Genomic DNA, 13385 nt, shown 5'->3' with positions numbered 1-13385 from the left:
GGAGATGGCTTTGATCACTTGCGAGGAGCTGGGCTTCGGATATGAAGGGAAGACGGTAACAGCTCCGATCAGCTTTCAGCTTTCGTCAGGCGATTACCTCTATATTATTGGAGAAAACGGCGCAGGGAAAAGCACACTGATGAAGACGCTTCTGCACTTGCAGACGCCGATCAGCGGGAAGCTGTCCATGGGCGACGGTTTGAAGAAAAATGAGATCGGCTATCTCCCGCAGCAGACGCTGGTACAGAGGGATTTTCCTGCCTCGGTCTGGGAGATCGTGCTGTCCGGCTTCCAGGGAAGCTGCGGTCTGCGTCCCTTCTACAGCAGGGCGGAGAAGGAGGAAGCGGAGCGAAACATGGAAAAGATCGGCGTCTCGGCGCTCAGGGACCGCTGCTACAGAGAGCTGTCCGGCGGGCAGCAGCAGAGAGTGCTGCTCGCGCGGGCGCTCTGTGCGACGAAGAAGCTGCTGCTTCTGGACGAGCCGGTCGCGGGGCTGGATCCGAGGGTTACCGCAGATATGTATCGGTTGATTCAGGAGCTGAATCAGAGGGACGGGATCAGCATTATTATGATTTCTCACGATATCGAGGCAGCATACCGCTATGCGAGCCATATCCTCTATATCGGGCAGACGAGCTTTTTCGGCAGCAGGGACGCGTTTGTGGAGAGTGAGACGGGGAAATTCTATTACCGTTACAGAAGGGGGCTGGAACATGACGCTGCTTTTTAACAAACTTGCGCTGTACTTCGCTTACCCCTTCGTTCGCTATGCGCTGATCGTCGGGGTATTGATCGCACTCTGCTCCTCGCTTTTGGGGGTCACGCTGGTACTGAAGCGCTTCTCCTTCATCGGAGACGGGCTGAGCCATGTGGCGTTCGGCGCAATGGCGATCGCTTCGATTCTGAAGCTCACGAATGACCTGTACTTCGTCTTTCCTGTGACGATACTCTGTGCGGTGCTTCTGCTGAAAACCGGACAGAACGCGAGGATCAAGGGCGACGCCGCGATCGCGATGATCTCTGTCGGCGCGCTGGCGATCGGCTATCTTCTGATGAATCTCTTCTCCAGCTCCTCCAATCTCTCGGGGGATGTGTGCAGCACGCTTTTCGGCTCGACCTCTATCCTGACGCTCCGGATCGGGGAGGTCTGGCTCTGCGGGATACTCTCTGTGCTGGTGCTGGCGATATTTCTGTTCTTCTACAACAAGATCTTCGCCGTTACCTTCGACGAGAACTTCTCAAGGGCGGTCGGAACCAATGCCGATGGCTACAATCTGCTGATTGCGGTCATCATTGCGGTAATTATTGTGCTGGCGATGAATCTCGTCGGCTCTCTCCTGATCTCTGCGCTTATCATCTTTCCGGCGCTGTCGGCGATGCGCGTCTATCGGAATTTCCGTGCGGTTACGATCTGCTCTGCCATGCTCTCCGTGCTCTGCGCGCTCTTCGGGATCCTGATCTCGATTCTCGGCGGAACGCCGGTCGGTTCGACTATTGTGGCGGTGGATATCGTCGTGTTTGCGCTGTTCTATATCATAGGACTGCTCCGGAGCGGCGGGAAATGAGAACAGGGCGGTGAAGTGCAGAGACAGAGAAGAGAATGGAACAGGATATAGAAAAGGGCATTTCTGCCGGGCTTTCGCCTGCGGAAATGCCCTTTTCATCATAGGAATTTTGTTGTAAACTAGCGCCATGAGTGCGCGGAAGAATCGCGGGCAGCATTAAAAACGGAAAGGATAGGGAAGATAGAGGATGAAGAGCTATGATATGATCGTGATCGGCTTCGGAAAGGCGGGGAAGACGCTCGCTGCGAAGCTTGCGAAGCAGGGAAAGCATGTGGCGCTGGTGGAGAAGTCTGCAGAGATGTATGGCGGAACCTGCATCAATGTTGGCTGCATCCCGTCCAAGCGGCTGATTACCGACGCGCAGAATGCGCCGAAGGGCGATTTCGAAGCGCAGCGGGCGTATTACCGTAGGACGATAGAAGAGAAGCGCGCATTGACTGCGGCGCTCCGGAAAGCAAACTATGAGAAGCTTTTGCAGGCAGGGGTAGAGGTGGTTGACGGAATCGCTTCCTTCACTGACAGCCACCATATCGAGGTGCAGAGCGCCGGCGGGTGTCTTACGCTTTCGGCGGAGAAATTTCTGATCAATACCGGCTCCGTACCGGTGATTCCGGAGATCACCGGGGTGCGGGAGAGCGGAAAGGTATTCCTGTCGGAGACGATCATGGCACTTTCGGAGCTTCCGGAGCGGCTCAGTATCGTGGGAGGCGGCTATATCGGGCTGGAATTCGCTTCCATGTATGCGGATTTCGGGAGCCGTGTGACGATCCTGCAGGACGGAGATCTCTTCCTGCCGAGAGAGGACAGGGATATTGCGGAGAGCATTCAGGCAGTGCTGGAGGCAAAGGGCATCCGGATCCTCCGCGGCGTCGGTATTCACCGGATAGAGGGCGGGACGCTGCATTATAGCATAGGGGGTGCGGAAGCCTCTCTTGAGAGTGATGCGATCCTGCTTGCGACCGGACGCCGCCCGAACACGGAGGCGCTCCACGCGGAGCGGGCGGGCGTGCAGCTCTCTTTGCGCGGCGCGGTGGAGACAGACGCACATCTTCGGACTACGGCAGAGCATATCTGGGCTGCCGGAGATGTCTGCGGCAAGCTGCAGTTCACCTATATTTCGCTGGATGACAGCCGCATTGTGCTCTCGGCGCTGCTCAGTGAGGGCGGGCGGACGACGGAAAACCGGGGCGCCTTCTCCTATTCCGTATTTCTGACTCCGCCGTTTTCCCGGGTGGGTCTCAATGAAGTGGAGGCAACAAAGAGGGGGCTTTCCTACCGCGTTGTATCGATGCCTGCTGCGTCGATTCCGAAGGCGAAGGTGCTTCGCAGGACGGAGGGAATGCTGAAAGCGCTGATCGATCCGGAGGGCTATATCCTCGGTGCGGAGCTGTTCTGCGCAGAGTCCCATGAGCTTATCAATATGGTGAAGCTGGCGATCGATCAGCGGATGAAATACACGGTGCTGCGGGACTTCATTTTTACGCATCCGACGATGTCGGAGAGCCTGAATGATCTATTCGCGCTTTGATAAGGACGGAGAACATGGAACATTATGATTATCTGATCGTCGGTGCGGGACTCTACGGCGCCGTCTTCGCGCAGGAGGCGGGGAAGGCGGGAAAGCGCGTGCTTGTTATTGACAAAAGAGCGCAGATTGCCGGAAATGTTTATACGAAGGAAGTAGAGGGTATACAGGTTCACCAGTACGGCGCGCATATCTTCCATACGAATGACAGAACGGTTTGGGACTATGTGAACCGCTTCGCAGAGTTCAACCGCTTCACGAATGCGCCGGTAGCGAACTTCCGCGGAGAGCTCTATTCGCTTCCCTTCAATATGTATACCTTTAATAAAATGTGGAATGTCGTGACGCCGGAGGAGGCCGCGGCGGAGATCGAGCGGCAGAGGAGCGCGGCAGGCATCACGGAGCCGAAGAACCTCGAGGAGCAGGCGATCCGTCTGGTCGGGACGGATATCTATGAGAAGCTGATCAAGGGCTATACGGAGAAGCAGTGGGGGCGTCCGTGCACGGAGCTTCCGGCGTTCATTATCAAGCGGCTTCCGGTGCGCTTTACCTTCGACAACAACTACTTCAATGCGCTCTATCAGGGAATCCCGAAGGATGGCTATACGGCGCTGGTGGAGAATCTGCTCGGCGATACAGAGCTGCGTCTGAATACGGACTATCTCTCGGATCGGGAGCGGTGGAATGCTATGGCAGACCGAGTGCTGTACACCGGTGCGGTGGATGCCTACTTCGGCTACCGTCTGGGCACGCTGGAATATCGTTCCGTTCGTTTCGAGACGGAGACGCTGGATATCCCGAATTTCCAGGGAAATGCCGCTGTAAACTACACCGACCGGGAGACGCCGTGGACACGGATCATTGAGCATAAATGGTTCACGTTCGGGAAGGACAGGGAGGGACGGGAGCTCCCGAAGACGGTAATCAGCCGGGAGTACAGCTCGGAGTGGAAGCCCGGAGACGAGCCGTATTACCCGGTCAATGATGAGAAGAACGGCACGCTCTATCAGAGCTACCGTGCGCTCGCGGAGAAGGAGGAGCGCGTCCTCTTCGGCGGGCGTCTCGGAGAGTACCGTTACTATGATATGGATCAGGTTATCGCAGCGGCGCTGGAGCGCAGCCGGGCGGAGCTTGGCTGATGGGAATCCGGCTCGAAAAAGGCATCGGGGAACGGAATGCCGCGCTGCTGTGCAGCTGGTCTAATCAAAGAGGGAGCGCTTTTCAGGAGCAGTGGATGGGGGATAGGATATCCTATCCGCTGTGTCCTGAGAAGCTGCGCGCATTGGAGGGGGTGTTCTCTATCTTTGAAGGGGATGTATTTCTGGGAGTCATACAGAGAATTCGCCGTGAGCAGGATAATGTGCATATCGGGAGGTTCCTCATCGATCCCGATCGAACCGGAAGAGGCTTCGGAAAGCGGGCGCTGCAGGCACTGATAGAATGTGTATTCGAAGAGGAGGGCATCGGAAGCATTTCTCTGACTGTTTATGATCGGAATAAGACCGCGAGAAGCCTCTATGAGGCGCTGGGCTTTTCCATAGTGGAAACGCCGGAAATGCCGCAGCTGCGGCATTTGATGAAAAAATACAAAGAAAAATAAAAAGAAGGGGAAGCAACACCTCCCCTTCTTTTTCAATCGAGCGCGAGACGGGAATCGGACCCGCGACCTTCTCCTTGGCAAGGAGACGTAGTACCACTCTACTACTCGCGCAGTATTTCAGAACTTCTATACCTTACTAAAAAAACAGAGGGATGTCAAGCCCTGAATTACCGCACTATGTTTTTTTCGGATGCAGGGAGAAAAGCGCTTTCTTTATAAAGGGAGATTTAGTATGATGTAACAGGTCAGGGAAGCGGATCGGGACAGGACAGGGAGAGCCTGCGGAAGGGGCGCTTCCGGCGCTTCTATAAAAGGCGCGCAGAGGAGAGCAGAGCATGGCATAGCATAGGGGAGGCTCTCTATCAGGAGGGAAAATGGATTACGACGTATTGATTATCGGAGCGGGGCCGGGCGGGATTTTCTCGGCATTTGAGCTGACGAAACAGCAGCCGGAGCGGAAGATCGGCGTGATCGAGGCGGGGCACGCGCTTGATCGGAGAAAGTGCCCGATTGACGGAGAGCGAATCAAGTCCTGCATCGGCTGCCGGAGCTGCTCGATTATGAGCGGCTTCGGCGGCGCGGGCGCCTTTTCCGACGGGAAATACAATATTACCAATGACTTCGGCGGGACGCTGTATGAGTACATCGGGAAGAAGCAGGCAATCGAGCTGATGCGCTATGTGGATGAGATCAATATGGCGTATGGCGGGGAGGGGACGAGGCTCTACTCGACGAGCGGCACGAAATTCAAGAAGCTCTGTATACAGAACGATCTGCATCTGCTGGATGCCTCGGTGCGGCATCTCGGCACGGATATTAACTATGTCGTGCTCGAGAACCTTTACGCTTATCTTCGGGAAAGGGTCGACTTCTGCTTTGACGAGCCGGTGGAGAAGGTCGAGGTCATACCCGGCGGCTATGAGATCCGCACCGGGAAGCGGAGTCTCCGATGCAGGGACTGCGTGATCTCTGTCGGACGGAGCGGCAGCAAGTGGATGGAAACGATCTGTAAGGATCTGGAGATTCCGGTCAACTCAAATCGAGTGGATCTCGGCGTTCGGGTGGAGCTTCCGGCGGAGGTCTTTTCCCATCTGACAGACGAGCTCTATGAGAGCAAGATCGTATACCGCACCCAGAAGTATGGGGATCTGGTGCGGACCTTCTGCATGAATCCGAAGGGGGCGGTTGTCAATGAGAATACGAACGGCATCATTACCGTAAACGGGCACAGCTATGAGGATCCGGCGAAGCAGACGCAGAATACCAATTTCGCGCTGCTGGTGGCGAAGCATTTCTCAGAGCCCTTCAAGGATTCCAACGGCTATGGAGAGTCGATTGCGCGCCTCAGCAATATGCTCGGCGGCGGTGTCATGGTGCAGCGCTTCGGCGACCTGATCCGCGGACAGCGCTCCACACACAGCCGCATCACGGAGGCCTTTGTGACGCCGACCCTGAACGCGACGCCGGGGGATCTGAGCCTTGTGCTGCCGAAGCGGATCCTCGACGGCATTATCGAAATGATCTACGCTCTCGACAAGATCGCGCCGGGGACGGCGAATGACGATACGCTGCTCTATGGCGTGGAGGTCAAGTTCTACAATATGGAGGTCAGCGTGGATCAGCATCTGGAGAGTCGGCATAAGGGGCTCTATATCATCGGGGACGGCAGTGGGATCACGCATTCCCTTTCCCACGCCTCCGCGAGCGGCGTTTTCGTTGCCCGGGAGATTCTTGAAAAGCGAAGAGCCTGACCGCATGAGCTCCGCATTCTGAAGAAGCGCCGATTCCTCCATGTCCGCGTACATGGCATAAGAGTAGTGAATAAATCGACGCTTCCCTGAAAGCCGGCATTCTTGCATTGCTGCGATAAATCAAGGGGATGCCTGAAATGCTGGATGCAGCGCGGAGTGCGGGGATAGACAGAGAGACAGGCTCACAGGAGGAAAGATGGAGTTTTTACTGATATTTATCGCGATCGTTATCCTTGCCTGCATTCTCTTCGACAAGGTTGCGGATCGCATCGGTATACCGGCTCTGCTTGCCTTCATGCTTATCGGCATGCTTTTCGGGATCGACGGGATATTCCGGATCGACTTCGAGAACTACCGCTTCGCGGAGATCGGAGCGGGCGTTGCCCTCATTTTTATCATGTTCTATGGAGGCTTCGGCACCAACTGGAAATTGGCGAGGCCGGTAGCGGGGCAGGCGTCCCTGCTTGCGTCGGCGGGCGTTCTCCTGACGGCGCTTCTCACGGGGCTTTTTACACATCTGCTGCTGGGCTGGCAGCTGGCGGAGAGCGTCCTGATCGGCGCGATTCTGGGATCAACAGATGCCGCGTCCGTATTCTCTATCCTGCGAAGCAAGCGGCTGAATCTCAGGTACGGCACTGCGTCCCTTCTGGAGATCGAGTCCGGCTCCAATGACCCTGCCGCTTATATGCTGACCATGATTATGATCGGAGTGATCAGCGGGACGTCGGGGGATTCCATCCCCCTGCTTTTGTGGAAGCAGCTGAGCTTCGGCGTGGGCTGCGGGCTCCTGATCGCGGCACTTGCCATAGCCTTTCTGAAGCGCTTTCCCTTCGCGACCGGAGGCTATGGGACGGTGGCAGTGGTGGCGATCGCTCTGCTTGCCTATGCGCTTCCCGCCTATTTCGGAGGAAACGGCTATCTCTCCGCCTATCTCGTGGGGATCATTCTGGGAAATGCCGAGATACCGGGGAAGAAGGAGCTGGTGAATTTCTTCGACGGCATAACGGGGATGATGCAGATGTTTCTCTTTTTTCTCTTAGGGCTCCTCGCTACGCCCTCCCGCATTCCCTCGGTGCTGCTGCCTGCTGTGGTGATCGCTGTGGTAATGAGCTTTCTGGTTCGCCCGCTGGTCGTGCTTGGACTGCTCCGCCCCCTCGGAGCCCGGTGGAACCAGGTTCTGCTGGTTTCCTTCGCGGGGCTCCGGGGTGCCGCGTCCATTGTGTTTGCGATCATGGCGATCCTTGCAGTAGAAGGATCGGGAACCGACATTTATCATCTGGTGCTTACTGTGGTGCTCTTTTCCATACTGGTACAGGGGACGGCACTGCCCTTCCTGGCGGAGCGGCTGGATATGATCAGTGCAGATGAGGATGTGCTGAAAACCTTCAACGACTATTCGGAGCAGAAGCCGGTACAGTTCATCCAGTTTACGGTTCCCGAGGGACACCAGTGGGCGGGAAAGGCGCTTCGGGAGCTCTCCTTCCCGCCGGATACGCTGCTGGTGCTTCTGCAAAGGGAGAGAGAATTCCGGCTGGATCGGCAGAAAATGCGGGCAGGCATTGCGGGAAGCCTGCGGGACCGGGGATATATGGTTTATGAGAATATCGTGCCAAAGGGAGATACGCAGATCCTTCCGGGGGATCGGATCACCCTTGCAGCGAAGAGTGCATCGGACATCGAGGGCGTCCATCTGACGGAGAAAACTGTAGGGAAGAAGCAGGACGGAAGAACGGTGATGGAGTGCGGCAAGAAAAATATCGGACTGGTGGTCATGATAGAGCGAGGCAGTGAGATCATCATCCCGGACGGACAGACGAGGCTGCGTGAGGGGGATGTGCTGGTGCTGCATCGGAATCCCATGCTTCGTGCCGGAGAACGGAAGCGTCACACTGCCTCCGGAGGATGTAGGACTGAAACAGGATCTGTAGATGGAATTGCCGGGCAAGAGGTATAAGCAAAAAGCGATGTGAATAAGGTAAGCAGCATGGTTTGTCAATACGTGCCTGCCCCCGATCTCTGATTGGGGGCAGGCACGCGGCTTTTATTTTGCTGGAGCTTACCTGTTTTACGCGGGTTATTTGCAGAGCTTCGGGCCCTTTTCCGTGACCTCACAGAGTCCTCTCGGGGTGATGCGAAGCTCCGGGATGACCGGAAGCGCGAGGAAGGAAAGGGCGATGAACGGGGCGATGCCGGGCGTGACACCCATTTCCATCGCCTTCTTCTTCATTCTCTGCAGCTTTTCCTCTACGGCGGTGAAGCCGGCGTCGCTCATCAGCCCCATGATCGGGAGCGGGAGCGTCTCATAGACCGCACCGTCCGCTACAACCGTGTAGCCGCCCTGTACCCGGGTGATCTCGTTGACCGCGAGTGCCATATCCCGCTCATTGTCCCCGATCACGATAATGTTGTGAGAGTCGTGGGAAACGGAGGAGGCGATCGCGCCGCCGCGGATGCCGTAGCCGCGGCAGATCCCGACACCGATCAGACCGGTGTTTTTGTGGCGTTCCACTGCGGCGATCTTCTGGAAGCCTGGGTGTGTGCTGCAGTCGAAGTTCTCCGTCTGTTCGAACTGCTCGAGGAGTCGTTCTGTCGTGATCTGTCCCGGTGTGAGACCGATGACTGCACTTTCCTTCTTCCGGATCGGGAGCAGGAAATCCGCAGCGTGCAGCTCCTTCAGGTGGACGGTCTGCTTCAGCGCCTTCGGGCAGGGGTAGATCTTCGGCGTGTCTGTGCTTACCGGAACGCCCTTATGAAAGACCCGAGAAACCCGGAAGTCCCTGAGGTTATCTACGACGACGAGATCTGCCTGATAGCCCGCAGCGATTGCGCCGAGGGTGCGGAGCCCGTAGTGCCGCGCCGTGTGTATGGTCGCCATCTGAATCGCGGCGACCGGCTCCATGCCGAGAGAGACGGCGAGCCGGACATTGTGATTGATGTGCCCCTCGCGGAGGATATCCTCGATATGCTTGTCGTCCGTACAGAAGGAGAAGTGCGTCGTATCGATATGGTGCTTCACGATGCCGCTGACGATCGCCGTTTCGTTCCGCGCGGCGCTGCCCTCACGGATATGCACATGGATGCCGTTTCGGAGCTCCTCCAGTGCGTAGTCGAAGCTGGTCGCCTCGTGGTCTGTCCGGATGCCTGCCATGGAGTAGGCGCTCAGCGACTTCGGCGGCAGGTAGGGGGCGTGACCGTCCAGAGGATAGTCTTGGAAGAGGTCGAGCTTCTCGAACATCTCCCGGTCACCGCGGACGACGGCGTCGTCGTCCATGACCTCGCCGAGTCCGAGGATGCGCGGATTGGAGAGGTAATGCTCCATGTCTCCTGCGGTGAAGGCACCGCCGTTGTCGTCCACCTTCGTCGCGGGGACGCAGGAGGGCATCATCACATAGACATTTGCAGGAGAAGCGGCGGTCTGATCCAGAATATAGTCAATGCCGGCAGCGCCGGAGACATTCGCCGCCTCGTGCGGGTCAACGACGAAGGTCGTCGTGCCGAAGCGCGCCGCAGTGCTGACCAGCTCGTTGGGGCTGACCATCGTGGACTCGAGGTGGAGATGTGCGTCGATTAGCCCCGGGAGCAGGTACTGTCCCCCGAGATCCAGCTCCTGCTCTCCCTCATAGTCGCCGACGCCGACGATGACACCGTCCTGCACCGCGACCGCACAGTCCAGAATTTCACCTGTGAAGACATTGACGACATGGGCATTTTTCAGTACCAGCTCCGCGCGTTTCTTCCCGAGCGTGTACGGGGAAAGCCGTTTATAGTCCTGATATTTCATAATGCATACCTCCTAAAAAAAATTTAGATTTTTAAATGAACAGACTTCATACGAATAATTATTTAGATTATTATCTCATAAAAGAGAAAAAATGGGAATTGTTTTTTTAAGAAAAAACTTACATTTTAAATTTTGGCAAAAAATTATTTTTTAGGTCTAGCTATTGAGAACGTTATGTTGTATGATAAAGCTGAAACTTAGAAACGGATTGAAAATAAAATGGATCCGATGATAAGTATGTTACGGCAGAACAGTCGTGAAGTCATTGCCGTTTACATAGGTTGATGCAATCCGGCATCTATCGTTCAAAAAAAAGGGGGACGACAAATGGAGAAGTTCTTTAAGCTCAAAGAACATGGAACTGATGTGAGAACAGAAGTCATTGCAGGGATCACGACCTTTATGACGATGGCTTACATCCTGGCGGTAAACCCGAACATCCTCGGGGCGACCGGAATGGATTCCGGCGCAGTATTTACGGCGACGGCACTCGCCTCGGCACTCGCGTCCTTTGCGATGGCGATTCTCGCCAATATGCCGTTCGTGCTTTCTGCGGGCATGGGACTGAATGCATACTTCACCTATACTGTGGTTATGGGCATGGGCTACAGCTGGCAGACCGCGCTGACAGCCGTTTTCTTCGAGGGACTGATCTTCATCGTTCTCTCGGTAACCAATGTGCGTGAGGCGATCTTCAACGCGATTCCGGTGCCGCTGAAAATTGCGGTTTCCGTAGGCATCGGGCTTTTCATTGCGTTTATCGGCCTGCAGAACGCCCACATTGTAGTGGATGGTGCGACGCTGGTGACGATGTTCTCCTTCAAGGGCTCTCTCGCGGCAGGTACCTTCCAGTCTGAGGGGATCACGGTGCTGCTTGCCATGATCGGTATCCTGATCACTGCGATTCTGGTGCTGAAGAACATTAAGGGCAATATCCTGATCGGTATTCTCGTGACCTGGCTGCTTGGCATTCTCTGTCAGCTCTTCGGGCTTTATGTGCCGAATCCGGAGGCGGGCTTCTACAGCCTGATCCCGAGCGGGATCGTTTCCGCTCCGGCACCCATCGCGCCGACGCTGCTGCAGCTGGATTTCAGTAATGTGTTTTCGCTGAATTTCCTGGTAGTTATATTCGCTTTCCTCTTCGTGGACATTTTCGATACGCTGGGAACCCTGATCGGCTGTGCTTCGAAGGCAGGTCTGCTGGATAAGGACGGCAAGCTCCCGGGCATCCGCGGTGCGCTCCTTGCGGACGCGATCGGTACGACGGCAGGCGCCTGTCTCGGTACCTCGACGATTACGACCTTCGTAGAGTCCTCCTCCGGTATCGCGGAGGGCGGACGCACCGGTCTCACCGCAGTGGTAGCCGGCGCCCTCTTCGTGCTGGCGCTGTTCTTCTCTCCGATCTTCCTTGCGATTCCGTCCTTTGCGACGGCACCGGCGCTCATTATCGTAGGCTTCTTCATGATGCAGCAGGTGGCGAAGATCGACTGGAGCGATATGCTGACGGCGATTCCGGCGTTCATCTGCATCGGAGCAATGGCATTCATGTATTCTATCTCTGAGGGTATCGCGTTCGGTATCATCAGCTATACGCTGCTTCATCTGATTATGGGCGAGGGCAAGAAGGTTACGACGCTGATGTATATCCTGACCGTGATCTTCATCTTGAAGTATTTCCTTCTGTGATCGGAAGGCTTTCAGAGAGCGGCTCCTCAGGAGTCGCTCTTTTCCGTTAAAGGGAGTACTGATTTATGCACGGCGCGTGTCATCGCGATGCGGGAGCAGCCGTGCGAAAATGATATTCATAAAGCCCCGGGCTTTCAGAGAAACAAAACGGAGGACAGATATGGAGAATCGCTTTGTCGTAAAGGGAAACATCTACAGCAGCAGGACGGAGAAGGAGATTGCGGTATGGGAGAATGCGTATCTTCTGGCAGAGGATGGGAAGGTCAGCGGGATTTTTTCGTATCTTCCGGAGCAGTATCAGGGGCTTCCCTGCACGGACTATGGAGATGCCATGATTATCCCGGGAATGACGGATCTGCACCTGCACGCGCCGCAGTACAGCTTCCGCGGGACGAATATGGATATGGAGCTTCTGGACTGGCTGAATACCAATACCTTTCCGGAGGAGTCGAAGTACCGGGATATGGATTATGCGGAAAGGGGCTATACGGCGTTTTCAGAGGATCTGAAATATTCCGGGACGACCCGTGCCGTGATCTTCGCGACGATCCACCGGGAGGCAACGACGCTTCTGATGGAGAAGCTGGAGGAGAGCGGACTCTGCACCTATGTCGGCAAGGTTAATATGGATCGAAACAGCCCGGACTATCTGTGTGAGCGCTCGGCAGAGGAGTCGCTGGAGAGCACGAGAGCGTGGCTCCGGTCTATCGAGGGGCGCTTCCGGCGCACGCTGCCGATCCTGACGCCGCGCTTCACGCCGAGCTGTACGGATGCGCTGATGAAGGGGCTGGGGAAGCTCCGCGGGGAGCTTTCCCTTCCGGTACAGTCTCATCTCTCCGAAAATGTTTCCGAGATTGCCTGGGTGCGGGAGCTCTGCCCCTGGTCCGGCTGCTATGGGGACACCTATGACCGCTTCGGACTGCTGCGGGGCGCGGTCATGGCGCATTGCGTGCATTCTTCGGAGGAGGAAATCGCGCTTTTGAAGCGAACGGACGCCTTTATTGCGCATTGTCCGCAGTCCAATACGAACCTTGCCTCCGGCATCGCGCCGATCCGGCGCTATCTTTCGCAGGGACTCAATGTGGGACTGGGGACGGATGTCGCGGGCGGCGCCAATCTGTCTATGTTCCGCGCGGCGGCGGATGCGATTGCGGTATCGAAGCTTCGCTGGAGGATACAGGATCAGAGCCTGTCTCCGCTCAGCTTCCCCGAAGCATTCTACCTCGCGACCCGGGGTGGCGGACGCTTCTTCGGAGAGGTCGGGAGGCTGGAAGCCGGGTACGAGGCGGACTTCCTCGTGCTGCGGGAGAAGAAGCGGAGCGTCAGGACGCAGAGCCCGCTGGAGCGGCTGGAGCAGTTCTTCTATCTGGCGGAGGAGAATGGCGGGATTTCTGCGAAGTATGTACAGGGGAGGAAGCTTTTCGGCTGAGCCTCCGGCAGCCTTATGCGGAGAAAAGAAAATGACGGGCACAGGGAG

General features: G+C 56.3%; 10 protein-coding genes and 1 tRNA gene. 9 read left to right on the top strand and 2 right to left on the bottom strand.

Annotated features, from left to right (window positions below; all coding sequences use genetic code 11):
• Positions 1–4: 4 nt before the first annotated feature.
• The 5 genes from HW273_RS09730 to HW273_RS09710 all read left to right on the top strand — a co-directional run bounded on the left by HW273_RS09730 (position 5) and on the right by HW273_RS09710 (position 4690).
• On the top strand, positions 5–730 hold the full coding sequence (locus HW273_RS09730; RefSeq protein ID WP_179011917.1) for a metal ABC transporter ATP-binding protein: 726 nt from the start codon (positions 5–7) through the stop codon (positions 728–730).
• On the top strand, positions 714–1565 hold the full coding sequence (locus HW273_RS09725) for a metal ABC transporter permease (protein ID WP_179011915.1): 852 nt from the start codon (positions 714–716) through the stop codon (positions 1563–1565). The genes HW273_RS09730 and HW273_RS09725 overlap by 17 nt, the downstream gene beginning before the upstream one ends.
• Before the next feature lie 187 nt (positions 1566–1752).
• Positions 1753–3093: an FAD-dependent oxidoreductase gene (locus HW273_RS09720; RefSeq protein ID WP_179011914.1), complete on the top strand. Its 1341-nt coding sequence runs from the start codon at positions 1753–1755 to the stop codon at positions 3091–3093.
• A 14-nt stretch (positions 3094–3107) separates the two neighbouring features.
• Positions 3108–4229 (top strand): UDP-galactopyranose mutase, encoded by a 1122-nt coding sequence (glf, locus tag HW273_RS09715; protein WP_179011912.1) that lies wholly within the window; start codon positions 3108–3110, stop codon positions 4227–4229.
• A 95-nt stretch (positions 4230–4324) separates the two neighbouring features.
• Positions 4325–4690: a GNAT family N-acetyltransferase gene (locus HW273_RS09710; RefSeq protein ID WP_330604000.1), complete on the top strand. Its 366-nt coding sequence runs from the start codon at positions 4325–4327 to the stop codon at positions 4688–4690.
• Positions 4691–4729: 39 nt separating this feature from the next.
• Here the strand turns inward: HW273_RS09710 and HW273_RS09705 are convergent.
• A tRNA-Gly gene (locus HW273_RS09705) sits at positions 4730–4801 on the bottom strand.
• Positions 4802–5064: 263 nt separating this feature from the next.
• On the opposite strand from HW273_RS09705, the gene HW273_RS09700 reads away from it, so the two are divergent.
• Together HW273_RS09700 and HW273_RS09695 are read left to right on the top strand one after the other, a co-directional pair.
• The gene (locus HW273_RS09700) at positions 5065–6441 is read left to right on the top strand and encodes an NAD(P)/FAD-dependent oxidoreductase (RefSeq protein WP_179011909.1); all 1377 of its coding nucleotides are present in this window, start codon (positions 5065–5067) and stop codon (positions 6439–6441) included.
• 196 nt (positions 6442–6637) lie between these two features.
• A complete protein-coding gene (locus HW273_RS09695) occupies positions 6638–8395 on the top strand; it encodes a potassium/proton antiporter (protein WP_179011908.1) in 1758 nt (585 codons plus the stop codon).
• Between the two features lie 120 nt (positions 8396–8515).
• Here the strand turns inward: HW273_RS09695 and ade are convergent, their stop codons facing one another.
• Positions 8516–10222 (bottom strand): adenine deaminase, encoded by a 1707-nt coding sequence (gene ade, locus HW273_RS09690; protein WP_179011906.1) that lies wholly within the window; start codon positions 10220–10222, stop codon positions 8516–8518.
• Positions 10223–10549: 327 nt separating this feature from the next.
• Between ade and HW273_RS09685 the strand changes: the two genes are divergently transcribed.
• Positions 10550–11908, top strand: a complete 1359-nt coding sequence (locus tag HW273_RS09685) for an NCS2 family permease (protein WP_179011905.1) — start codon at positions 10550–10552, stop codon at positions 11906–11908.
• Positions 11909–12068: 160 nt separating this feature from the next.
• Positions 12069–13337 carry an amidohydrolase family protein gene (locus tag HW273_RS09680; RefSeq protein ID WP_179011904.1) on the top strand — a complete coding sequence of 423 codons (1269 nt, stop codon included), beginning with the start codon at positions 12069–12071 and terminating at the stop codon, positions 13335–13337.
• Positions 13338–13385 lie beyond the last annotated feature (48 nt).

The sequence above is a fragment of the Oribacterium sp. oral taxon 102 genome, from assembly GCF_013394775.1.
GTDB lineage: Bacteria > Bacillota > Clostridia > Lachnospirales > Lachnospiraceae > Oribacterium.
This window is presented reverse-complemented; position numbering and strand designations above follow the sequence as displayed.

Excerpts from the sequence above, each read along its gene's own strand:
- HW273_RS09730 (WP_179011917.1), top strand. The coding sequence starts at position 5 with ATGGCTTTGATCACTTGCGAGGAGCTGGGCTTCGGATATGAAGGGAAG.
- HW273_RS09725 (WP_179011915.1), top strand. The coding sequence starts at position 714 with ATGACGCTGCTTTTTAACAAACTTGCGCTGTACTTCGCTTACCCCTTC.
- HW273_RS09720 (WP_179011914.1), top strand. The coding sequence starts at position 1,753 with ATGAAGAGCTATGATATGATCGTGATCGGCTTCGGAAAGGCGGGGAAG.
- glf (WP_179011912.1), top strand. The coding sequence starts at position 3,108 with ATGGAACATTATGATTATCTGATCGTCGGTGCGGGACTCTACGGCGCC.
- HW273_RS09710 (WP_330604000.1), top strand. The coding sequence starts at position 4,325 with ATGGGGGATAGGATATCCTATCCGCTGTGTCCTGAGAAGCTGCGCGCA.
- HW273_RS09700 (WP_179011909.1), top strand. The coding sequence starts at position 5,065 with ATGGATTACGACGTATTGATTATCGGAGCGGGGCCGGGCGGGATTTTC.
- HW273_RS09695 (WP_179011908.1), top strand. The coding sequence starts at position 6,638 with ATGGAGTTTTTACTGATATTTATCGCGATCGTTATCCTTGCCTGCATT.
- ade (WP_179011906.1), bottom strand. The coding sequence starts at position 10,222 with ATGAAATATCAGGACTATAAACGGCTTTCCCCGTACACGCTCGGGAAG.
- HW273_RS09685 (WP_179011905.1), top strand. The coding sequence starts at position 10,550 with ATGGAGAAGTTCTTTAAGCTCAAAGAACATGGAACTGATGTGAGAACA.
- HW273_RS09680 (WP_179011904.1), top strand. The coding sequence starts at position 12,069 with ATGGAGAATCGCTTTGTCGTAAAGGGAAACATCTACAGCAGCAGGACG.